The following is a 21,479-nucleotide window of genomic DNA, read 5'->3' as shown; positions in this document are numbered from 1 at the left end:
GCTTATCTCCTCAGGTGTACCGGTATAACCGGGTACTTGCGTTTCCACTGTCCTAGGTTTTCTTGTATTGAAACCATTTCTATGCAATCAACTGGACATGGATTAATGCACAATTCGCAACCGGTGCAATATTCCCTGACAACTGTATGGTTCTGTTTTGCTGCTCCTATTATGGCATCAACCGGACATGCTTGAATGCAAAGTGTGCAGCCAATACATATGGATTCGTCTATGATAGCAACTGATTTAGGTTTGGCTTTGCCGTGGGATTCATCGAGCTCCTTAACATCACGGTTGAGTAATTCAGCTAGTTTCTTAATGCAATCATCTCCGCCTGGGGGGCATTGATTTATTTCTGCTTTTCCAGCAGCAATGGCTTCTGCGTATGGACGGCATCCTGGGTATCCACATTGACCGCATTGAGTTTGTGGCAAGATTGCGTCTATTTCATCGACTATGGAAGTCTCTTTTTTCTTTACAATTTCTTGAATAACGCTTAGCAATATTGCTATGCATCCTACTATTCCAGCCATTATTACAACCGGAGTGATAATGGTCATGATAGCTTTACCAATCCATTAAATCCGCTAAATGCAACTCCCATTAGTCCAGCAGTCATAAGTGCTATGGCATTGCCGCGAAAAATTACCGGTACATCAGCTGCTCCCAACCTTTCTCTTATGCTACTAAAAAGAATTAGTACCAAGGTAAATCCTATGGCATTGCCAAATCCAAAAATTAGAGATTCAGATAAGTTATGCTTCATTCCACTATTTATTAGTGGAATACCAAGGACAGCACAGTTTGTTGTAATTAGTGGCAGATATATTCCCAAGACCCTATACAGCAGAGGACTAACTGCCTGTATTATTCTTTCTGTTAACTGTACTATCCCTGCAATTACTACTATGAACGACAGGATGCGCAAAAATTCCACATGATGTGGAATAAGGATATAACGATCTATCATGTAGGAGGTACCGCACCCTATTGTTAGGACAAAACTGGTTGCTGCCCCCATTCCTATGGCACTATCCCACTTCCTTGATAGTCCTAAGAACGGACATAGGCCCAGTATTTGGCTTAGGATAACGTTGTTTACCAAGACAGTAGTTATTAGAAGTGATAAATTATGTGGCACATATTTTCCTTAGCACGTTGTTACTGATTGTGTGGCCGATATTATATCTCTTTGCGGCCACTATCCTGATGATAATGAAGTTTTGTTCTTTATCAATAAGAGAAAGCCGTTCGGGAAAACATTTTTTTAAGTTGAGTAATATTATGAGGTTCTTATGAGGGAATCCACCGAGATTGTAGTTCCTGACCTTAGCGGGGCATCTACTGCTGGTGTTATTGAATGCTTGGTAAACGTTGGAGACACAGTAGATGTCGGTGATACTCTCTTTATTGTAGAGTTAGATAAGGCTGCTGTCGAAATACCGTCTCCGTATTCTGGAGCTATAGATAAACTGTTGGTTGCTGTTGGTGATAAGGTTTCTGTAGGCCAAACTATGGCGATTATGCTTGTTGATAAAAGTGGCTGTGGTGTCAGTAATTCAAACATTAAAGATGATTCGGTTATTGCACCTGATACCGGTGGGCATATCGCAATTTCTAGTGATGATGACAATGTTTTTGATTTATTGGTTGTAGGTGCTGGGCCAGGCGGATACGCTGCTGCTTTTCGTGCAGCTGATGAGGGAAAACGTGTTTTGCTGGTTGATAGGCGCTCCACATTGGGAGGTGTGTGTCTAAATGTTGGCTGTATTCCATCGAAGGCTTTATTGCATGTTGCTCGGTGTTTGGAGGAGGCTAAAGATGCCAATATTTTCGGAGTTTCTTGGGGTGAGCCCTCCATTGATTTGGCCAAATTAAGAGCTTGGAAGGATGGTGTTGTCTCTAAACTTACGCAGGGTCTGCATAGAATGGCGTTGGCGCGTAAAGTTACCTTTATTCAGGGCGATGCTAAATTTGATGGTCTGAATCACGTTATTATTCAACAGGACGAAGGTTCTATTAGGCACGCTTTTAAAACCGCTGTTATTGCTACTGGCTCTGAGCCGGTAGCTTTGTCATTCTTGCCCCCAGATCCGCGTATTTGGTATTCTACAGATGCTTTGTCTCTTTCTAGTATTCCTGCTCGATTGTTAATCATAGGAGGTGGTGTTATTGGATTAGAGATGGCCACTGTTTACAGTGCACTAGGTTCTAGTGTTTCAATCGTAGAGTCACAAAATAATCTACTATTTGGCATTGATGTTGATTTGCGAAATGTTTGGTTGCGTACTAATCAGCCTCGCTTTAAGGATGTGTTTCTCAATACTAAGGTTACTGCAGTAAAGGTACTTAACGAAGGTGGTTTGTCTGTTTTTTTTGAAGGTTCCAGTGGCACTTTTTCCAACTCATACGATGTTGTTTTAGTTTGCGTTGGTCGCAGAGTATCTACTGATTTTTTGAATTTGCCCGGGTTGGTGTGTGACAGTAGAGGGCATGTAGTAGTAGATGACCAAATGCGTACGAACTATAATCATATTTATGCTATTGGTGATGTAATTGGCGACCCCATGTTGGCTCACAAATCTACTCACCAAGGACATGTTGCTGCTGAGTCTATTGTTGGACATGCTATTTCTTTTGATGCCTATCAGATTCCGTCAGTTGCCTATACTGATCCTGAAATAGCTTGGGTTGGAGTTAATGAGATTCGTTGTCGTGAGGAAGGGCGTGAGGTTGACGTTGCTTCCTTCCCTTGGGCTGTTTCCGGTAGAGCTATTTCCCAGCATCGTACTGATGGTTTGACCAAGTTGATTTTTGATAAAAAAACAAAGCGCCTTATAGGAGCAGGGATAGTAGGTGTGCATGCTGGGGATTTGTTGGGAGAATTGTGTTTGGCAATTGAAATGGGTGCTGAGGCAATTGATTTAGCTCGTACCATTCACCCCCATCCTACATTATGTGAATCAGTTGGCATGGCTGCCGAGGTGGCATTGGGTGTTTGTACTGATATCATGCCACCAGTTGTTCGTTAAGTAATCTTTTTCTTATCCTATGTTGGGTCTCTTGCGTGGGTGTTTTTGGGAGAGTGAAAATTGGGAGATTGTCGGCAAGGGCAGATCATGGACGGCCGCTATGTATCTGATCTTTTGCAGAAAGAGATAGTTTGCGAAGTATCAAGCCTTCCTTGCCAACCTGGTTTGGCGGTGGTGTTAGTGGGGGATGATCCTGCTTCGCAGATTTATGTGAAGCATAAGGTGCGTGTTTGTGAAAGGGTAGGGATGAGGTCCAAGTTTATTTCTCTACCTAATACAACATCCCAGAGAGTCTTATTGGATGTGGTATCTGATTTGAATCAAGATAATTCTGTTCATGGTATCTTGGTGCAGTTGCCTCTACCAAAGTCTATTCAGACACAGCTGATAATTGAGTCTATTTCTCCTGATAAGGACGTTGATGGCTTCCATCCGTACAATGTTGGACGGTTAAGTGTGGGTCACCATAGTTTTCTGCCGTGTACGCCACGAGGTGTTTTGTACCTGCTTGATTATTACAATATCCCCCTATCTGGAAAGCGTTGTGTGGTAGTTGGTGCCTCTAATATTGTTGGTAAGCCTTTGGCGTTGTTGTTATTGCAGAGGGGGGCAACAGTTACGGTTTGCAATTCCTTAACACGTGACTTACCTTTAATCACACGTACCGCTGACATATTGTTCTCTGCTACTGGTTGTCCGCATCTTATCGGCTCTGACAGTATTGCTTGTGGTGCTGTGGTTGTTGATATAGGAATTCATCGTGGCGAGGATGGGAAAATTGTTGGAGACGTTGATTTCGAGGCCTGTTTGCCAAAAGCGTCCTATATTACTCCCGTTCCTGGTGGTATAGGTCCTATGACTATTGCAATGTTGCTAAAAAATACGCTTCAGGCGGTTTTTAGTTCCCTGGGGAGGTTGTATGGTTGAAGAGGTCTCTGTTGCTGTTTTGATGGGATCAAGGTCAGATTGGGAGGTGATGCGTTTTTCGGTTGCTACGCTGGATGATTTTGGGGTGTCATGCAAGGCGCGGGTTATATCAGCTCACCGTACACCTAATGAGCTATTTTCTTTTGCTGATTCTGCACGTTCTAGTGGGGTGAAGGTGATAATTGCTGGAGCGGGTGGTGCTGCTCATCTTCCTGGTATGCTGTCTGCCAAAACGGATATACCTGTTCTAGGAGTTCCAATTCCATCTTCATATTTGCAAGGACTTGATTCTTTGTACTCCATAGTTCAGATGCCAAATGGTGTACCTGTTGCTACATTTTCAATAGGTAAACCAGGGGCGATTAATGCAGCATTATTTGCTGTTTCAATTTTGAGTATAGGTGACAATGAGCTTGGTGTTAAGTTGCATGATTTTCGTGAACGTCAACGTCTTTCAGTAATTGAGCAGTCTAATTTGAGTGTAAGTGATAGTTAATTTTGAGCATAAGTGATAGTTAGTTATGTCAGTTATATTTCCTCCAGCTGCTGTTGGGGTACTAGGTGGTGGCCAGTTGGGTCGTTTCTTTTTGCAATCAGCACGCAGGCAGGGGTATAGGACAGTTGTTTGGGACCCAGATCCTATGTGTCCGGCGCGGATGGATTCCGATGTTCATATTTGTTTGCCATATGATAGTAGCGATGCATTCAAGGAATTTTCTAATTTATGTAAGGCGGCTACTATTGAATTTGAGAATGTGCCTTCTTTGCTACTATCTTCACTATCTTCAAAGTTGCGAGTTTCTCCTTCTGCTAACGCAGTTGAAATTTGTAGTAATAGGATTTTGGAAAAATCTTTCCTTAAAAGCAATGGATTTCCAGTAGTAGATTATTGTGAAATATCTTCTGAAGAAGATTGTCGTTTAGTACCTTCCAGCATGTTTCCGGCTATTTTAAAAACAGCTAGGATGGGGTACGACGGACGTGGCCAGTTTACGGTCCTTGATTCTAGTGCGTTGTTGGAGGCTTGGCTGTCGCTTGGGGTTGAGTGTGTGCTGGAAAAGCGGCTATCGTCTGAAATGATTGAGTTTTCAGTTGTGACTGGCAGGTTAGATAGTGGACAGGTTGTATTGTTTCCGGTGACTAGGAACCTACACCGTGGCGGTATTTTATGTTACTCATCAACCATTTGTAACATAGACAATGATGTTACCGATCAATTGTGCCATATTGCTTCTTTAATTGCACAAAGGCTTTACTACGTTGGTGTTTTGTCTATAGAATTTTTTTATGATCGAAGTAAGTTATATGTCAATGAAATGGCGCCACGACCACATAATACCGGGCACTATACAATGGATGCTATGTCATACTCGCAATTTGATTGTCAGCAAAAGATTTTATGTGGTTTGGAGGTTTTTCAGCCTAGGAAGCTCAATGATGCAGCAATGGTTAATTTGTTGGGTGATGGATTTTCCAATGGAGTTCCTGATTGGTCATCTCTTTTGAATAGTGGTGGAAGATTGTATATTTATGGAAAGTATGATGCTCGTCCAGGAAGGAAGATGGGTCACGTGACTTGGTCAGGTGTACCTGAGTATATACTTGATGCTTCTATTGAGTTTTATCGGGATTTTTATAATTTAGAGGATCGATGAACTTACTTACAGTTGAGAGTGCAGCCCAGTTTTTGTTGAGTGGTGAGGTAGTTGCTATTCCTACAGAGACAGTGTACGGACTGGCGGCGGATGCTAGTAATGATTCGTCTGTAAATAGAGTGTTTTCGGTTAAAGGCAGGCCCTTATCTCATCCGCTTATAATTCATGTTCATTCCTTTGAAGATATATTTCACTGGGCGTTTATAGATCATTCCTATGTAGAGTCTTTGTGCAGGGCATATTGGCCTGGTCCTTTGACAATAGTTTTAAGAAAATCTAAATCTGTTTTGTCGTCAGTTGTTGCTGGCCGGGATACAGTTGCTATTCGCGTTCCAAGACATTCGCTTACTACGTCCTTGTTAGATCGGCTGAAGGAAAGGGAGTGTTTTGGTGTAGTTGCCCCTTCGGCAAATCTTTTTGGGCGCGTAAGTGCTACTTTGCCATCGCACGTGTTTGATGATTTTGGTTGCTCTATAGCTGGTATTTTGGATGGTGGATACTGTTCGTACGGTGTGGAGTCTACTATAGTTGATTGTTCAGGTTCCATGCCTAGGATTTTGAGGAAGGGACATATATCAGCTGATGCTATGGAGATGGTTTGTGGCCTGCAACCTGAAAGTAGTCCTGTTGCAAAGTATGAGGCTCCTGGTACTTTATCTTCTCACTATGCGCCTTCTGTGCCGCTTTTTTTGGTAGATATGGATGATTTTTATGATCTTTTAGATGATCTACGCAAGCGTGGCCCGGTTGGTGTTTTGGCTAGGACTGCTTTTATGCCACAGGATTTGACTGATATTTACTGGACTCGAATGCCAGATTTGGCAGTGCCTTATGGTTGTAGGCTATATGAGAGGTTGCGGTTTTTTGAAAAGCTGGTTAGTGCTATAGTTGTTGAGATGCCTCCATCTGACATATCGTGGTGTCATATTATTGATAGGTTAACTAAGGCTGCTTGTGGATCAAACAAATACCCCAAGACATGATTTTTGAGTAACGCAATATATGTTGAGTAACGCTGTATATTTATTTTGCTGCCAATGTTCGGTATTAACATAATTAAAAGTTTTGCCACCGATAGAGTTCTAATTTTTTGTTACTTTCTTAATGCGCTGAAGATAACGGACATTGTCAAATATGGTTTTATTGTGGATAGTGCTCCATATTTCTTCTGCTAAAATATCTAGTATGGCGTGTTTTGCATCGTGTTCGTTAGTATGTTTTATGCATAATTGTTGGAACAGGTCTACAATTCCGCGAGGTTGATCGGTATCAATTTGCTCTACAATTGTTAGGTGTAATGATAAATGTAAGAATGGGTTGATTGTTCCGTGTTCTGTAGAGAAGTCGAAATCGGAGTATAGTTTAGGGTGATCCAGTATGTAGTGGTATTCCGGATGATCTTCTATTATCAAAGAAGCTTTTTTTTCAATACCAGTAAATGGTTCTTTTTTTAGTTTTTTCCCCCAGATATTAAAAAAGAATAACCTAGCTTCATGCCTTGACGGTGGAAACATGTAAAATCTGTCCCTATGTAAGTAGCTATTCTAATGCACGCGCTAACATTTCCTGTTAGAAGTGTTTTTTTGTCCATTATTTTACAAGCTTTGGTAAATATTACTAGATGGTTTATTAATATATAACCGGTTGCTTTTTTTACTGTATTATGCAAATGGAATAGATCTAGAAGTTCCTTGCTGACAAAACCTAGAGTAGGGCCATATAGTGTGTACTAAGTGTTAATACCAGTATGGCAGTTACTACTTGCACTACTGCACAAAACATTAAGTCTTAAGTCACATTTTCATCTGCTAGCCCAGACATATTTTTTTATTGTAAATGCCCAAACATACGGGATGCAGGTTTTGGAAGTTCATAAGTTTTGTGTACACATTGTATATTCATATAATTATTAATTGAAAGTTGTTGGATATGTGTAATTTGTTGACACTGTTTCCTTTACGGTAATAGTATTATCACCTGGCGCTTTGTGGTCCCAGGATGGGTGTGATTCCAGGGCGGGTTTGTTGGGGTGGTATTTTTTATCAGCGCTGTGCTTTTGCCGATGCTAAGTACCAATGGTTCATGTATGTATCAATGGTGTTTTCTTGGTTCTACAATTAAGTTACTCTAGGGGATCCAGTGAGAGGTATTTGTTTATCTGCTATTCTTGTGGCTATATTCTGTTCTTCGGCCAGTGCAGGTCGCATTGTAGCTGAGATACAGGGCGATAGTTATTGGTCTCGTGATGATCTATATGGATACAGCTGGTACAGCAGAGAGTATGGTGCGCATAGGCCATATGTTGATGGTAATGTTAGGCCGGTTCGTGAGGACGTTTCTGCTGCTTTGTATATCAGGAATTCCCTTGAGTATAAGGTAATTGTTAGCAAAATTTACCGTAATGCTCTAAGAGAATTGTTTTCTCTACCAATGGGTAGTGAGCATACTGCGATGCTTGAGCAAACCGGCAAATCTGGGTTATCCCGTCTTCCAGCAGCTGTGGTTATGAGTGTTGACCAAGTTGTGTTGGATACGGCGCTACCACTGTCCATACTTTTGGGTAGAGGTTATTTTATTAATCCCTACATACTGCCCAGAAGAATTGCTGTTATGGACAATTTGCCTCCTCTTCCAGGTGCTGTTAATTTTATAAGATCAGCTCAGAGCAAGGGCATAAGGATCGTTTTTATGTCTGATCGGGTCTGCCTTTCTAGATCATCCAACCCATGTCCACAACAAGATGCGTTGATTCGTAATTTGCGCCGCTTGGGTATACGTGCGGACAGGGAAAATGTCCTACTCGCTGGTAGTAGGTCTCCTTGGGGGGCAAACAAAATTTCTAGGCGCAAATTTATCTCGAGAAATTATCATGTTTTGTTGCAGATATCCAGCAGTTTGTATGATTTTATGCCGCTACCAATGTTGATTAATGCGAGGAGATCTGGTAGCATCACGGACTTTGTGCCTCATGCTATCCTGGATAGGTGGGTGTTGTTGCCGAACCCGTTCTATGGGGATTGGCATCATTATGAGAAGTTGAAATGGTGTGGTAGTAGGTCCATTCGCAGTTTTTATTGTCTGGCTGACGGATTATCGGGTAAGTTGTCCCGCTATTCATTGTCCGATGATCGTGATGATAATTTTTTTGATCAAGAATATTAATCAGCATTTTTTTCTGGCACTTATGAAAGTTGGTCAAAGAGTTCCTAATTTTTCAGCTGTCTCTCACACTGGGGATGTTTGCAGCATGTCTGACTTTCTTGATGAAGGTAAGATGCTGGTGCTTTATTTTTATCCTAAGGACAGCACACCTGGATGTACCAGGGAGGCATGTGATTTTAGGGATTCTTGGCCTAAACTTAGTCCGTATTGCAATGTTTTGGGTGTTTCCAAAGATAACGGGGTTTCTCATCAGAAGTTTGTTGATAAGTATAACCTTCCGTTCGTCCTAATATCAGATACTGATGGAGTGTTGTGTGACTTATTTAGTGTAATCAACGATAAGAGCATGTATGGGAAAGTATTTAAGGGCATTGAAAGATCAACTTTTCTTATAAGAGCTGATGGGGTTCTAGTTAATGAGTGGCGAAAAGTTAAAGTTAATGGGCATGTTGACGAGGTACTGGAGGCAATTAAGGCCATGTATGATGGTAACGGCTAATTTTGCCATGGATTATTACCCATCATAGAACAACCAAATGGTGTGCCGTGCCTGATGTAGGCATAGGCCGAGTGATTGTGTATGGACTCGAAGTTTTCTGACTCAACCTCAAAAAATAGTATCCTCTTGTCCTTGATTAGCCTCTGAGCTATGTCTCTTACTATGTCTTCTACGAACTTAGGGTTGTCATACGCATGCTCAGTGACAAACTTTTCATCTGGCCTCTTTAGGACACTAAAAAGCTCACAGGAAGAATTTTTTTCTACAACCTCGATAAGGTCTGTAACCCAAATGTGATGGGTAGTCTGCACGGTTAACCTTACCATTGAGCGCTGGTTGTGGGCTCCATACTCTGCTATTTCTTTAGAGCATGGACAGAGAGTGCTTACAGGTATATGTATGGTAAGTTGCGTGCGTGACTCCTGCCTGCTTACAAAACCAGACAGCTTTATGTCGTAATCCATGCTACCTGATATAGCAGTTATAGGGGCATTTTTAACTAAAAAAAACGGAAATTCTACAGTTATTCCTCCCTCTACAGATTCTAGTCTATTTAACATGTATCTAACCATGGTAATGAAAGACTTCACACTTAGTGGCTCCTCGCTCTCCTCCAGCAATTGAATAAAGCGAGACATATGGGTACCTCTTTTTTTGCTGTCAAGACGCACGTGCATGCCAAAATTGCCGATAGTGGTAATAATGGCACTATTTCTATCCCTGAACATTACCGGCCTACGAATTGATCTAACACCAACGCGATGTATCTCAAGGCGACGATCGTCGCTCTTGTCCATGACATCTGGCATCTTTTCAAATACTTGAGAGCTCATGAGGGTTCCCATTTATAACAAGCGTAGAGATACGCGCGAATACCAGAATATAACTAGGAAAGAAAATCGACCGGTATTTGACGTAATACCCACTCTATTATCTGGCATAGCCTAGTGCTATCTCCCGGCAGCAGATTAGTTTCCAGCTTAGACTTATCCAGAAGGTCAGTCGCGATTCTAGCACATACGTGATGGTCGTGATAGGATAACAGAGTGCTCTTGTCCTGTTTTAGATCTTGGTCAGGAATTTTACCGGTTTCTTCAACTGATAATCCATCTCTTAAGTCATTTACTATTTGGAAAGCAATACCAAGGTTTATAGTGATTTTAGATAATGGATCCCAGAAACTTTCTGACATATCAGGGTTGGACCAAGCTCCTAAGAAAGCCGCTGTTTCTATGAGTTTTACCGTCTTGAGAAAATACATCTCTAATATGCCGTCCTCAGTTATATCAGTACTAACACTTCCCAGATCCATAGCCTGTCCTAGGCAAATGCCAGAGTATCCAGATGCTTGGCTTATATGTGATAACAATATAGGCATATTATTTATATGTGCCAGAAGGTTGGGCATGGAAAATTGCTCAAAAGCCATGCTTTTTAGACTGTCGGCAGCTAATATTGCTATGTCCTCACCGAATATTTTATGTACGCATGGCCTACCGCGCCTGGTGATGCCATCATCCATACATGGCAAATCATCATATATAAGTGACGTGATATGAATAAGTTCAACAGAACCAGCTAGCTCTAGCGGAAAATACTCACATTCACTTATGGCAAGTTGAGCAGAAAAAAGCATCTGAGGTCTTAGCGCTCGTCCTGGATTTGATATTACGTAGCTAAGAGCCTTGGACAGAGTATTATTGTGAGAAGATAATTTTTTCTCAAGTTGTGTGTGTAGGTAATCATATACCTGGGACTGAATACTTTCCGCCCAGTTATTGTAGCTGTTCATTAGACCCCAGTTCATCATTTCCTAGCACACGCAGGGATTGCATTTGCTCATCTAGTACCTTGATTGTTTTTTCAGTTTCATTCAGTACTGTTTGGCATTCACGCACCAGTTCACATCCCTTACTGAAGGTGATCATGGACTGTTCAAGTGACAATTTTCCCTCCTCTAGTTCCACCACCAGGTTTTCAAGATCTTTAAGCATCTGGTCGAGAGATGGTCTAGATTGTCCCTTAGACACAGCAATTCCTCCTGTTAAATTTAAGAAGCTACCATTACTACAAAACATCGCAGCATCCAGTACTACCAAGCTAATTGGATGAACAATAATGCTGCTGAGAGGAGTCGAACCCCTGACCTACTGATTACGAATCAGTTGCTCTACCAACTGAGCTACAGCAGCTAGGACAAATATTATCCACTATTTTGTGGTTGGCTTCATTACTTTTTATCCTATTTAAAGATGACTAAAAGTTTTGTTGCAATGCTGGCCGTTTGTTATGCTGTCTCCTTGGTTTATTTAAGTGTGGATTCATGACTTACCATGTGAAAGAGATATTTTATACTCTCCAAGGTGAAGGTTTTAATTCCGGTAGGCCGGCTGTGTTTTGCAGGTTTGTAGGCTGTAATCTTTGGTCAGGCCAGGAAGTAAAGCGGAAGGATGCTATTTGCCAATTTTGTGATACTGATTTTGTTTTGCCTTTTGGAGAAGGAGGTGGTAGCTTTTCCTCAGAAGTAGAGTTGTCTCGTCGTATTGCCTCTTATTGGCCATTGCGTGATGATAGGAGAGAATTTTTTGTAGTATTGACTGGTGGGGAGCCACTCTTGCAAGTTGATCAATTACTAATAGATGCTTTACATGATGAGGAAGCGTTTGTTGCCGTTGAGACCAATGGGACAATCGTCCCTGATTGCAATTTAGATTGGATTTGTGTCAGTCCTAAGGCACAGGCTCCGCTTAATCTATTGTGTGGAAATGAATTAAAAGTAGTATTCCCCCAGTATGGACAAGATTTTTCCTACTATGAAGGATTAAAATTTGATCATTTTTTCGTTCAGCCTATGGACGGACCGGACTTAAAAAAGAATACTATGCTCGCTATTTCTTACTGCAAGCGAAATCCTAAATGGCATCTTAGTGTTCAGTTGCATAAGTTTTTGGGTATATCATGAAGGAAAGTAGACTTTTTGTGCCCAGCTTTGAAGTTACTAGGCGAATGGAGTTTGATGCCGGGCACAGGGTGCCACACCATAACGGACAGTGCTGTAATATTCATGGCTACAGATATGCTTTGGAAATTACTATATCCGGTCCTTTGGTGGTAGAGGAGTCGCGTTCTGATAACGGGATGGTTATTGACTTTCAGGCTATACAAAAATTGGCCCATGAACATATTATTGATAAATGGGACCACGCATTTCTTGTCTACAAAGACGATTTTGTCTTAGATTTTTTGAAGAAAATACCAGGTCACAAGACAGTTGTCCTGGATCAACCACCTACAGTGGAAAATTTGGCAGCAACGGCGTTTCGTTGCTTGCAGGATGTGCTTAGAGTTGAATATAAAAACAGCTTGTTTCTAAACAAGGTCAGGCTGTACGAAACACCAAACTGCTGGGCAGACATTACTTCCCCAAGCTGATCCTAACTCTAATGTTTGTGACTATATGTAGTGGATAGCATTTATTCTTCACCATCTTCCTTGTAATTTCGTGACGAATAGTGCCACAGGAGGTACCCAATAGCAGCAAATACGATTGCTCCAGCCCATTGTCCCCCTAATGGTGTTTTGGAGACTGCCAGGATGTTGCTATCTCCAAAAGCAACAATAGGTATGGCAGTCATGATACCTATCAAAGCTTCACCAGTTACGAACCCTGCCGAAACAAGTAAGCCCAAACCTATACCAGCAGCAGGATCCATATTTTTCTTTTTCATCTTGATACGCACAAACTCATTTATTAATCCGCCTATAAGCGCTGGTACAGATACCTCAAATGGTAGATATAATCCTACAGATACCGACAAAATGCCTGCTCTCCAACGCGAATTTCTCCTTTTGAGCAAGATGTCTATCATACCTATTGCTATTGCTATAATGCCTCCAATGGATATGATTCCCCATGGCAGGCCTTTGCCAAATACCCCAGTGGCTACAGACATCATAAGTACCGCTTGAGGGGCTGGAAGGGCATTTGGATGTTCAAGAGTCGGGGCCCCAATTCCATAAGCCTGGAGTAGCAGGTTTAGTATCGGAGCGATGACGAGTACAGATGATAAAACACCAACAGACATCATGACCTGCTGTTTCCAGGGAGTTGCTCCCAAAATATATCCTGCCTTAAGGTCCTGTAGGTTTTCACCAGCTATACTAGTGGCACAGCAAACCACAGACCCAATCATGATGGCTGCAACAGGTCCATCAACGTTTCCAGGTCCCAAAAGAAGCAGAAGCACAAAAGCAGAAATTAGCAATGTTGAAAGAGTAACTCCGGAAATAGGACTGTTGCTTGAGCCAATTACTCCAGCCATGTATCCAGCAACACAGCAAAATAGGAATCCAGTTACAACCATAGTAACGGTCATTATCGCTGCAACAAAGTACGAATGAACAATGTTGAAGTAAATTACGAATATCGGAATAAGGGATACCAAAGTAGCTATAAGAACCCACTTCATAGGTAAATCTTTAGCAGTATCCGGTATGTCTGCTGGATTTGTTCTATTAATCTTATAAACTTTTTTCGCTTGCAAAACACCACGATAGATTGGAGGCACCAAAGAAATAATAGTCCATACACCACCTACTATCATTCCTCCTACCCCAAGGAAACGCATTTTTTCTGACCAGATTGCATACGCTATAGATATAGGCGAGGCGTTCTCGCTCAATCCTATACTTGCAAGGTTACCGGCTACATAATGACTGTAATATAACGGTATAGCTACCATCCAGTTTAGTACACCACCAATGAAAACATTCATGCATATGTTTAATTCGATTATAAAACCAACCCCCATGAGGGCTGGAGATACATACATACCAAAGAAAAATAAATAATTACCAAAAATGTGTGCTATTTGGGCAGTGCCTGTCCATAATCGTAGACCACTTTCACAGAACTTTGCTAGAGCACTAGCAAGAGCGGTTAGAATCAATACAGAAACAGATTTTCCCTTTTTATCTCCAGATTTGAGAACCTCCGCAGTCGCCAGTCCTTCCGGGAACGGCAACTTTTCCTCAATTACCAAGATACGACGTAGCGGCGTCGAAAAAGCAACACCCAAGATACCACCCATGCCACATATCGCTACAACCCACCAGTAATCAAAAGTTTTCCAGTGCCCCATGAGCACTAAAGCTGGTATCGTAAATATTGCTCCACTTGCTATCGCTTCCCCAGCTGATGCTGCAGTTTGTACGATGTTGTTCTCGAGTATATTGCTATCCTTAAACATGCGAAGTATTGCTATCGATATTACTGAAGCAGGTATAGATGCCGCTACCGTTTGCCCAGCAAACAATCCAAGGTACGCGTTAGCACTTGCCATCACGACTGCCAAGAATATGCCTAAGATAATTGCTCTAGGTGTTAATTGGCTGACTTTTGCTGACATACAGCCCCTCATAATTTCCGATTTGTAAGGATGATACGTACTTTATATATAAAAAAATAAGGTGCTGCTGCCAAATAAGGCGCCTGCTGCCAATATTTTCTCTCTATTGCTAAGTTGAAACGGCTCTCTTATCTTTTGACGATTTTAGCGAAACTATCCTATTAAAACACAATTTTTTATTAGGTATGTGGTTGTGTCTATCAGCAACAAAGTACCCCAAGCGTTCAAACTGGAATCTCTCCTCTTGAATACTGCTCCCAAGCGCCCGTTCCACCAGTCCTTTACACACAATCAACGAGTCTTTGTTTATCTGCAGATTCTCCAGATCATCTACCGGTTGATCTGCACAAAAAAGATGATCGTACAGGCGTACTTCTGCAGGAAGGACATGATTCGCATTCAGCCAGTGTATATTACCCTTTACCTTTACATCACTGCCATGACCAGATTTTGTATCCTTCAAATATCTACACAGTAACGTGACCGGATTACCATGTTCATCGCACATTACTTCATCGCACATGATTATATATGCATATCTTAAACGTACCATTTTACCTATGCTTAGACGAAAAAATCCAGGTGATGGGTTTAACATGAAGTCAGATTTTTCTATAAAAATATTACGTCCAAAAAATGCTTCCCTTTGCCCCATAGACTCTACTAATGGATGGTTTGAAGCGTGGCATACCTCTTCTTTTATGTGTGGCGGGTAGTTTGTTATGATTACCCTAATAGGGTCTATAATTGCTATTCTCCGTTGTGATTCTCTATTCAGCTGTTCTCGTAGGCATTCCTCCAGATATGAGTACTCAACCCAGTTGTTTGCTTTGGTAATTCCAATCCTCTGGCAAAAGTCCTTTATAGATTCTGGAGTAAAACCGCGGCGTCTTAGTCCATGCAGCGTTGGAAGACGAGGGTCATCCCACCCATCCACAATTTTCTGCGTTACAAGCTGTTGTAATTTTCTCTTTGATGTTACGCAGTGAGTTACGTTTAGGCGAGAAAACTCAATTTGACGAGGCAATTGGCTAAAGAACCCTGCTTTTTTTAGGTGGGCTAGAATCCAATCGTACAAAGGACGATGATCCTGAAACTCTAATGTACATAAAGAATGTGTAATTCCTTCTATTGCATCAGATATGCAGTGAGCATAATCGTACAACGGGTATATGCACCAACTATTACCAACTTTATGATGAGTCGAGTGCTTAATCCTGTAAATGACAGGATCACGCATATTAATGTTTGGCGATGTCATGTCAATTTTTAAGCGTAGTACATGAGAACCATCGGGGAACAATCCATTTCTCATATTCCGAAAATTCTTAAGGTTTGTATCAATATCCTGAGTTCGAAAAACGCTTTCAGTGCCAGCCTGGGTTAATGTTCCCCTTTGTATCCGTATTTCATCGATTGACTGTGAGTCTACGTATGCTAATCCTTCTTTAATGAAGTACTCTGCAAACTCATACATTTTTTCAAAGTAACTAGAAGCGTAGTAAATGTGTTCTTTAGGGTCATATCCTAGCCATGATAGGCTTTCTCTTAGAGAGTTGATAAATTCATTGCTCTCTTTGCTAGGGTTGGTGTCGTCAAAACGAAGATGGCATACTCCCGCGTACATTTTAGCCAGTGAGAAGTTTAAGTGGATCGATTTTGCATGTCCTATATGCAAATAGCCATTTGGTTCAGGAGGGAATCTGGTGACGATTCTGGTTAATCCAGCTTTGATATCTTCATCCATAATTTTTTGTATGAAGCTTTTATATTCTGGATCGGGAGGAGTATTTTCGTCTGGCATTAATGTGTATCTAGTTTGAACTAGCTCGGATCGTAGCATAAAAAAAATGGACCCACAAAGGGTCCATTTCCAAAGATGCCAGTTTCAGCTTAATAGAAGGAAACATCGGCACCAACAACAATGTTTTTGAGATCCTTAACAGCGATGAGGTTGTTATCAGTCGGCTGATACCAGTAATCAAACTCAGCACGAATGCGGAATTGATCATTGACATTGAAGGCAGCGCCAATTCCTGCACCGGGAACAAACTTGTTGTACTCGCTTTTGGTGTATACAGAGTCAGTTATAACACCGGTCGATTCAAACGTTGGCTTAGTAGTCGTATACATGCCTGACAAACGACCAAACACTGACAAACCACCCTCCAATTGATAAGCACCAACCAAGCTAGCCGTGAATGCTGTGGTTGCTAACTCATATGAGGCCTTGTTCGTAGTCGAGCTAGCAGTGGTAGTGATTTTGAGATTTTGGGTAAATTTACCAAAATCAGAATAACCAATTTCAACGCCAAAATTGGGAACAAACATGTAGCCAGCGTGTATTTCGTAGCCGTTATCTTCAGAGGAGAAGCTGCCTTCTGCAGTGTTTCCAGCAGGAAGATTGGCCATGGCGAACTTGTTTTGCTGAGGTTCATCTATGTTGTACATAGCACGCACGTAGCTACCACCAACATAAAAAGAATTGCTGTCGCTTGAGGCACTGCTACTGCCATTCTGCATCATTGCCTGTGCTTGAGCTGCAGCGAAAGCACCCAAAGCAATCAACAGCGCTTTACGAGAAAATTTCATACCGTTACCTCCGGATCAATAATAAGGAGCATATCAACTCCGTAATCACAATGCTGCATGCTGCAACTAACAAAGTTGCTCCAAGCATTGCTGCAATGATCCTACGAATGTTATTTTTTAGCAAGTTTTTGTCACGATTTGTTGTTTATGTACAAAAAGATGCTTTACAGGATTGTCAATTTTAGGTCTTCTAATAGCTCTTTAACAAATAAATTGAACTTTGTTGCTAGAACCCCATCAACGACCCTGTGATCCCAGGACAATGACAGCGGTAGAACTAGTCTCGGTTGGAATGATTGTCCGTCCCATACGGGTTTTATTTTTGAACGACAAACTCCCAGTATGGCTACTTCAGGCGCCCTTATAATGGGGGTGAAGTATGTCCCCCCTCCTGTTCCTCCTAAGGAGGATATGGAAAAGGTTCCATTTTCCATATCAGAAGGAGCTATTCTTCCATTGCGCGCCTTTTCTGAAAGACGAGATATTTCTTTGCTTATGTCAATAATCCCATACTGATCAGCATTTTTAATCGATGGTATTACTAATCCCTGAGGTGTATCAACCACTATCCCTATGTTATAGTTTCGCTTGAGTATTAATTCATTTCCGTCCAGAGATGAGTTTAGAGTAGGAAATTCCCTTAGGGCTAAGACACAAACCCTCACCAGAAATGATAACAACGTGAGTTTTATATTGTCTGCCTTATGTTTCTGGTTTAAATATTTACGAAATTCCTCAAGTTCTGTTATATCTGCATCCTCAAAGCTCGTTACATGCGGTATGGTTGTCCAGCTCTTTTCCAGGAACTCAGATGATAGTTGTTTTATCTTTGTTAGTTTGACGCGCGTACTTTCACTACTAGAGTGGGTTGGCTTTGCTTTGGTTGAGTAATTTTCTATATCTTCCTTTGTAATTCTACCGTTTTTCCCAGTTCCCTGAACTGTTTTCAAATCAACATTTCTGTCTCTAGCAATTTGACGAACTGCTGGAGAAGCATAAGGTAGATTAGTGTCTGATGATGGTCCTGAGCTAATTGCAGAAGATGATGTTGTTGTAGGGGACGACGTATATGAAGCATCAGTTTTAGTAGACACAACCTCACTTTTTTCAGCGGTATTTTCCTGCGTCACATCACCAGGAGACTGCTTTATTTTGCCTATGCAGACACCTGCAGAGATTTTGTCGCCAACTGATACACTGATACTCTCAATAATGCCGCTTACGGGAGATGGAATTTCTATAGTAGCTTTTTCGGATTCTAGTACTAGTATGGATTGTCCATCCTCTACACGATCTCCAGCAAAGACGAGCACTTCTATTACTGGTAGATCAAGGTAGTCACCTATAGCTGGAACGATGATATCTCTTGCTTGCGACATTACATTCTGTCCTTTCTGTGATTTTTTACCTACGCCACGGCGCAACGTCGTTTACAGGGAGGTTATATTTTCTGCAAGCCTCAATTACTTTAGAAGCTTCGATCTTGTTCTCCCTACATAACAATGACAGCGAGTATACAGTGATCCAATGTCTGTCTACTTCAAAAAAATGACGCAGTTGCTCTCTGGTCCCAGATCTTCCGTATCCATCTGTGCCTAAGGTTAGGTACGTATGCGGAACAAACGGTCTGATTTGTTCCGCATAGGAGCGCATGTAATCAGTTGCAGCCAGTACAGGAGCGTTGTATTTTGACAATTTCTCTGTGACGAACGGTGTTACCCTTGGCTTATCTGGGTGTAGATAATTTATCCTGCAACACTCCTGTCCCTGCCTTGCTATCTCAGTTAGGGAAGGACAGCTCCAAAGCACCGTATCTACACTCCAGTCCCTGTTTAAAAGTTCTCTTGCCTCCATTATTTCAATGAATATTGATCCGCAGCCAATTAGTTGCACACAAAGATCGGTAGTATCTTTATTTGGTTTATCAAATAAATACATTCCTTTTATAATATCCTCCGCTGAGCCTTCTGGCATTTCAGGATGGGCATAATTTTCGTTCATCAATGTTATGTAGTAGTGAACGTTTTTCTGTTCTTCATACATCTCTTTGATTCCATTATGTATTAATGTGCATAGCTCGTAGGAGAATGTTGGATCATAGCTCTTACAATTAGGAAGAGTAGTCGCAATTACGTGGCTGTGTCCGTCTTCGTGTTGTAATCCCTCTCCATTCAATGTAGTTCTACCGGATGTAGCGCCGAATAAGAATCCCCTAGCTAGGATATCTCCAGCCATCCAAAAAAGATCTCCAGTACGTTGCATGCCGAAAATAGAGTAAAATATGTACATAGGTATCATTGGTAGCCCATGCTGTGCATAGCTGTTGCCTGCTGCAATCCATGTTGCAACGGAACCTGCCTCGTTTATCCCTTCCTCTATTAACTGACCTTTCTTATCTTCTCTGTACCATACGAGCTGTTCTGCATCTGGTGGAGTGTAATTTTGCTCCTTATTTGACCAAATACCTATCTGCCTGTACAGGCCCTCCATTCCGAATGTTCGTGCTTCATCTGGTACTATGGGAACGAGGAATTTTGCTATTTCCTTTTGCCTAAGTAGTATTCCTAAAGCTCTAACGAAAACCATTGTCGTGGATAATGTCCGGTCATCTGAGCTTTTACAAAGAGATTGAAATACCGACATATCTGGTGCTTTTAGTGACTGTGCTTCCGTATTACGTTGAGGAATGAATCCATGAAGTTTTTCTCTTCTTCCTATAAGGTATAGGTACTCCTTAGATTTTTTATTCAAGGGGTAGAATGAATAATTTTCAACTTCTTTATCTGATAGTTGTATATTCCATTTTTCCCTTAGTTCTTTAAGGTGCTCTAGGGAAATTTTTTTCTGATTGTGAGCTGTATTTTGTGCTTCACCCTCCTTACCTAGATTGTATCCCTTGACTGTTTTTGCCAAAATTACAGATGGCTTACCTTTTGTATTTAGGGCTCTTAGGTAAGAATTATATATCTTTGTAGGATCATGACCACCTAGATTCAATTGTGATATTTTTTCTATAGGCCAAAGTTCAATAAATTCCCTAAGCTTTTGATTTCTACTAAAGAATTTTTCCTTTAAGTACTCTGCTCCCCTAGAGCTAAATGTTTGGTAATCACCGTCCACACATGACATCATTATTTCTGCTAGTTGAGTTGCAATAGAAGTTTCATCAAACAGTTCATCCCAGGATGATCCCCAAATGTTTTTAATTACATTCCATTTAGCTCCATTGAACATTGATTCCAGTTCTTGTATTACTTTGCCGTTTCCTCGCACAGGCCCATCTAGTCTTTGCAAATTACAGTTAATTACAAATGTAAGATTATCCAATTGGTAACGAGCTGCCATGGAGATCGCAGACGTAGATTCTGGCTCATCCATTTCCCCATCGCCCAGAAGGGCCCATACATGGCTTTTGTCTTCCGATATAAGTCCTCTTGACATCAAGTAGCGGTTGAATCTTGCATGATGCACCGCACATAACGGACCTAAGCCCATGGATACAGTTGGATATTGCCAAAAATTAGGCATAAGGTATGGGTGTGGATAAGAAGGGAGCCCACCCACAGTGTCTTGTCGGAAAAGTTGCAACTGTTGCTCAGATATTCTTCCTTCTAAGAAGGCACGTGCATAAATTCCAGGACTGGAGTGACCTTGTATATATACGGCATCTCCTCGGCAATTATCGTGCGGTGCTTTCCAGAAATGATGAAAACCCACTTCATAAAGCAGGCATGCTGATGCAAATGTGGAAATATGCCCGCCTATGCTGCCATCCATATGATTTGCTCTAGCAACAATCATGGTGGCATTCCAACGTATGGCCTGAGTGATGGAGTTTTCTAGCTCAAGGTCTCCTGGGTATGGTACAGATTCTTCAGCTGGTATTGTATTTTTGTATGGTGTATTGGTATTAATTACATTTATACTGCGGTGCTGCACGTACTCTATTAACTTTTCTATAATATCTTGTGCACGCTTTGGTCCCATGTGTTCTATGACCGCACGCAAGGCACAGACCCACTCCCTTAATTCCTCAGGATCTGAGTCACCTTTAAGCAGTGCATCACAAAGCGGGTCAATCATAGAAATTCTCCCAAGTACTGTCTAGAGCCGACTATTTTAGTATGTTTTTTTGCTAGTAATCCATGTAATCTTGGTAATAATGGGTTTGAGTGACGATTTCGTTACACTTTGAATGGATTTT

The 21,479-nt window shown here is 41.5% G+C and carries 20 protein-coding genes and 1 tRNA gene; 9 read left to right on the top strand and 12 right to left on the bottom strand.

Translation table 11 applies throughout. The annotated features are described in order from the left end of the window. Nucleotides 1-2: 2 nt before the first annotated feature. Nucleotides 3-560 (bottom strand): electron transport complex subunit RsxB, encoded by a 558-nt coding sequence (rsxB, locus tag A6733_RS02555; protein ID WP_092400954.1) that lies wholly within the window; start codon nucleotides 558-560, stop codon nucleotides 3-5. Next, nucleotides 557-1,141: an electron transport complex subunit RsxA gene (gene rsxA, locus A6733_RS02550; protein ID WP_092400957.1), complete on the bottom strand. Its 585-nt coding sequence runs from the start codon at nucleotides 1,139-1,141 to the stop codon at nucleotides 557-559. Before rsxA ends, rsxB begins: the two co-directional genes overlap by 4 nt. A 154-nt stretch (nucleotides 1,142-1,295) precedes the next feature. Here rsxA and lpdA point away from each other — a divergent pair, with 154 nt between their 5' ends. The 5 genes from lpdA to A6733_RS02525 all read left to right on the top strand — a co-directional run bounded on the left by lpdA (nucleotide 1,296) and on the right by A6733_RS02525 (nucleotide 6,597). After that, nucleotides 1,296-3,032, top strand: a complete 1,737-nt coding sequence (lpdA, locus tag A6733_RS02545; protein WP_092400960.1) for a dihydrolipoyl dehydrogenase — start codon at nucleotides 1,296-1,298, stop codon at nucleotides 3,030-3,032. 87 nt (nucleotides 3,033-3,119) lie between these two features. Continuing rightward, nucleotides 3,120-3,959 carry a bifunctional 5,10-methylenetetrahydrofolate dehydrogenase/5,10-methenyltetrahydrofolate cyclohydrolase gene (locus A6733_RS02540; RefSeq protein ID WP_092400963.1) on the top strand — a complete coding sequence of 280 codons (840 nt, stop codon included), beginning with the start codon at nucleotides 3,120-3,122 and terminating at the stop codon, nucleotides 3,957-3,959. Further along, nucleotides 3,952-4,455 (top strand): 5-(carboxyamino)imidazole ribonucleotide mutase, encoded by a 504-nt coding sequence (purE, locus tag A6733_RS02535; RefSeq protein ID WP_092400965.1) that lies wholly within the window; start codon nucleotides 3,952-3,954, stop codon nucleotides 4,453-4,455. The genes A6733_RS02540 and purE overlap by 8 nt, the downstream gene beginning before the upstream one ends. Nucleotides 4,456-4,480: 25 nt before the next feature. Continuing rightward, nucleotides 4,481-5,614: a 5-(carboxyamino)imidazole ribonucleotide synthase gene (locus A6733_RS02530; RefSeq protein ID WP_092400968.1), complete on the top strand. Its 1,134-nt coding sequence runs from the start codon at nucleotides 4,481-4,483 to the stop codon at nucleotides 5,612-5,614. Further along, nucleotides 5,611-6,597, top strand: coding sequence for an L-threonylcarbamoyladenylate synthase (locus A6733_RS02525; protein WP_092400971.1), 987 nt, complete (start codon nucleotides 5,611-5,613; stop codon nucleotides 6,595-6,597). The genes A6733_RS02530 and A6733_RS02525 overlap by 4 nt, the downstream gene beginning before the upstream one ends. A 99-nt stretch (nucleotides 6,598-6,696) precedes the next feature. Here A6733_RS02525 and A6733_RS02520 read toward each other — a convergent pair whose 3' ends face one another. After that, nucleotides 6,697-7,128, bottom strand: a complete 432-nt coding sequence (locus A6733_RS02520; protein ID WP_092400973.1) for a DUF1841 family protein — start codon at nucleotides 7,126-7,128, stop codon at nucleotides 6,697-6,699. Between the two features lie 625 nt (nucleotides 7,129-7,753). Here A6733_RS02520 and A6733_RS02515 point away from each other — a divergent pair. Together A6733_RS02515 and A6733_RS02510 are read left to right on the top strand one after the other, a co-directional pair. Next, nucleotides 7,754-8,776, top strand: coding sequence for an HAD family acid phosphatase (locus A6733_RS02515; RefSeq protein ID WP_092400976.1), 1,023 nt, complete (start codon nucleotides 7,754-7,756; stop codon nucleotides 8,774-8,776). A 22-nt stretch (nucleotides 8,777-8,798) separates the two neighbouring features. Beyond that, nucleotides 8,799-9,275 carry a peroxiredoxin gene (locus A6733_RS02510; RefSeq protein WP_092401059.1) on the top strand — a complete coding sequence of 159 codons (477 nt, stop codon included), beginning with the start codon at nucleotides 8,799-8,801 and terminating at the stop codon, nucleotides 9,273-9,275. On the opposite strand, the gene folE2 is transcribed toward A6733_RS02510, so the two are convergent. From folE2 to A6733_RS02490, 4 genes are all read right to left on the bottom strand, one after another. Continuing rightward, nucleotides 9,272-10,108 (bottom strand): GTP cyclohydrolase FolE2, encoded by an 837-nt coding sequence (folE2, locus tag A6733_RS02505; protein ID WP_242641588.1) that lies wholly within the window; start codon nucleotides 10,106-10,108, stop codon nucleotides 9,272-9,274. The two genes, A6733_RS02510 and folE2, sit on opposite strands and share 4 nt — an antisense overlap. A 53-nt stretch (nucleotides 10,109-10,161) precedes the next feature. Then, entirely contained in the window at nucleotides 10,162-11,067 is a 906-nt protein-coding gene (locus tag A6733_RS02500) for a polyprenyl synthetase family protein (protein WP_175330464.1), read from the bottom strand. Continuing rightward, a complete protein-coding gene (xseB, locus tag A6733_RS02495; RefSeq protein ID WP_141663007.1) occupies nucleotides 11,051-11,374 on the bottom strand; it encodes an exodeoxyribonuclease VII small subunit in 324 nt (107 codons plus the stop codon). Before xseB ends, A6733_RS02500 begins: the two co-directional genes overlap by 17 nt. Before the next feature lie 20 nt (nucleotides 11,375-11,394). Beyond that, a tRNA-Thr gene (locus A6733_RS02490) sits at nucleotides 11,395-11,467 on the bottom strand. Between the two features lie 131 nt (nucleotides 11,468-11,598). Here A6733_RS02490 and queE point away from each other — a divergent pair. Both queE and A6733_RS02480 read left to right on the top strand, forming a co-directional pair. After that, a complete protein-coding gene (queE, locus tag A6733_RS02485) occupies nucleotides 11,599-12,237 on the top strand; it encodes a 7-carboxy-7-deazaguanine synthase (RefSeq protein ID WP_092400988.1) in 639 nt (212 codons plus the stop codon). Then, on the top strand, nucleotides 12,234-12,707 hold the full coding sequence (locus A6733_RS02480; protein WP_092460354.1) for a 6-pyruvoyl trahydropterin synthase family protein: 474 nt from the start codon (nucleotides 12,234-12,236) through the stop codon (nucleotides 12,705-12,707). Before queE ends, A6733_RS02480 begins: the two co-directional genes overlap by 4 nt. A gap of 41 nt (nucleotides 12,708-12,748) precedes the next feature. Here the strand turns inward: A6733_RS02480 and A6733_RS02475 are convergent, their stop codons facing one another. From A6733_RS02475 to aceE, 5 genes are all read right to left on the bottom strand, one after another. Beyond that, nucleotides 12,749-14,683, bottom strand: coding sequence for an OPT family oligopeptide transporter (locus A6733_RS02475; protein ID WP_092400994.1), 1,935 nt, complete (start codon nucleotides 14,681-14,683; stop codon nucleotides 12,749-12,751). Nucleotides 14,684-14,792: 109 nt separating this feature from the next. Next, entirely contained in the window at nucleotides 14,793-16,487 is a 1,695-nt protein-coding gene (locus tag A6733_RS02470; RefSeq protein ID WP_092400997.1) for a glutamine--tRNA ligase/YqeY domain fusion protein, read from the bottom strand. An 89-nt stretch (nucleotides 16,488-16,576) separates the two neighbouring features. Then, the gene (locus A6733_RS02465; protein WP_092401000.1) at nucleotides 16,577-17,275 is read right to left on the bottom strand and encodes an outer membrane beta-barrel protein; all 699 of its coding nucleotides are present in this window, start codon (nucleotides 17,273-17,275) and stop codon (nucleotides 16,577-16,579) included. 164 nt (nucleotides 17,276-17,439) lie between these two features. After that, a complete protein-coding gene (locus A6733_RS02460) occupies nucleotides 17,440-18,654 on the bottom strand; it encodes a 2-oxo acid dehydrogenase subunit E2 (RefSeq protein ID WP_092401003.1) in 1,215 nt (404 codons plus the stop codon). A gap of 25 nt (nucleotides 18,655-18,679) precedes the next feature. After that, on the bottom strand, nucleotides 18,680-21,358 hold the full coding sequence (gene aceE, locus A6733_RS02455) for a pyruvate dehydrogenase (acetyl-transferring), homodimeric type (RefSeq protein ID WP_092401006.1): 2,679 nt from the start codon (nucleotides 21,356-21,358) through the stop codon (nucleotides 18,680-18,682). Between the last annotated feature and the right edge of the window lie 121 nt (nucleotides 21,359-21,479).

The sequence above is a fragment of the Candidatus Ichthyocystis sparus genome (genome assembly GCF_900078745.1).
GTDB classification, from domain to species: domain Bacteria; phylum Pseudomonadota; class Gammaproteobacteria; order Burkholderiales; family 2013Ark19i; genus Ichthyocystis; species Ichthyocystis sparus.
Note: the sequence above shows the minus strand (reverse complement) of the source record. Positions and strands in the feature narration are given on the sequence as shown.

Excerpts from the sequence above, each read along its gene's own strand:
- rsxB (WP_092400954.1), bottom strand. The coding sequence starts at position 560 with ATGACCATTATCACTCCGGTTGTAATAATGGCTGGAATAGTAGGATGC.
- lpdA (WP_092400960.1), top strand. The coding sequence starts at position 1,296 with ATGAGGGAATCCACCGAGATTGTAGTTCCTGACCTTAGCGGGGCATCT.
- A6733_RS02540 (WP_092400963.1), top strand. The coding sequence starts at position 3,120 with ATGGACGGCCGCTATGTATCTGATCTTTTGCAGAAAGAGATAGTTTGC.
- purE (WP_092400965.1), top strand. The coding sequence starts at position 3,952 with ATGGTTGAAGAGGTCTCTGTTGCTGTTTTGATGGGATCAAGGTCAGAT.
- A6733_RS02530 (WP_092400968.1), top strand. The coding sequence starts at position 4,481 with ATGTCAGTTATATTTCCTCCAGCTGCTGTTGGGGTACTAGGTGGTGGC.
- A6733_RS02525 (WP_092400971.1), top strand. The coding sequence starts at position 5,611 with ATGAACTTACTTACAGTTGAGAGTGCAGCCCAGTTTTTGTTGAGTGGT.
- A6733_RS02520 (WP_092400973.1), bottom strand. The coding sequence starts at position 7,128 with ATGTTTCCACCGTCAAGGCATGAAGCTAGGTTATTCTTTTTTAATATC.
- A6733_RS02510 (WP_092401059.1), top strand. The coding sequence starts at position 8,799 with ATGAAAGTTGGTCAAAGAGTTCCTAATTTTTCAGCTGTCTCTCACACT.
- folE2 (WP_242641588.1), bottom strand. The coding sequence starts at position 10,108 with ATGAGCTCTCAAGTATTTGAAAAGATGCCAGATGTCATGGACAAGAGC.
- A6733_RS02500 (WP_175330464.1), bottom strand. The coding sequence starts at position 11,067 with ATGAACAGCTACAATAACTGGGCGGAAAGTATTCAGTCCCAGGTATAT.
- queE (WP_092400988.1), top strand. The coding sequence starts at position 11,599 with ATGACTTACCATGTGAAAGAGATATTTTATACTCTCCAAGGTGAAGGT.
- A6733_RS02480 (WP_092460354.1), top strand. The coding sequence starts at position 12,234 with ATGAAGGAAAGTAGACTTTTTGTGCCCAGCTTTGAAGTTACTAGGCGA.
- A6733_RS02475 (WP_092400994.1), bottom strand. The coding sequence starts at position 14,683 with ATGTCAGCAAAAGTCAGCCAATTAACACCTAGAGCAATTATCTTAGGC.
- A6733_RS02470 (WP_092400997.1), bottom strand. The coding sequence starts at position 16,487 with ATGCCAGACGAAAATACTCCTCCCGATCCAGAATATAAAAGCTTCATA.
- A6733_RS02465 (WP_092401000.1), bottom strand. The coding sequence starts at position 17,275 with ATGAAATTTTCTCGTAAAGCGCTGTTGATTGCTTTGGGTGCTTTCGCT.
- A6733_RS02460 (WP_092401003.1), bottom strand. The coding sequence starts at position 18,654 with ATGTCGCAAGCAAGAGATATCATCGTTCCAGCTATAGGTGACTACCTT.
- aceE (WP_092401006.1), bottom strand. The coding sequence starts at position 21,358 with ATGATTGACCCGCTTTGTGATGCACTGCTTAAAGGTGACTCAGATCCT.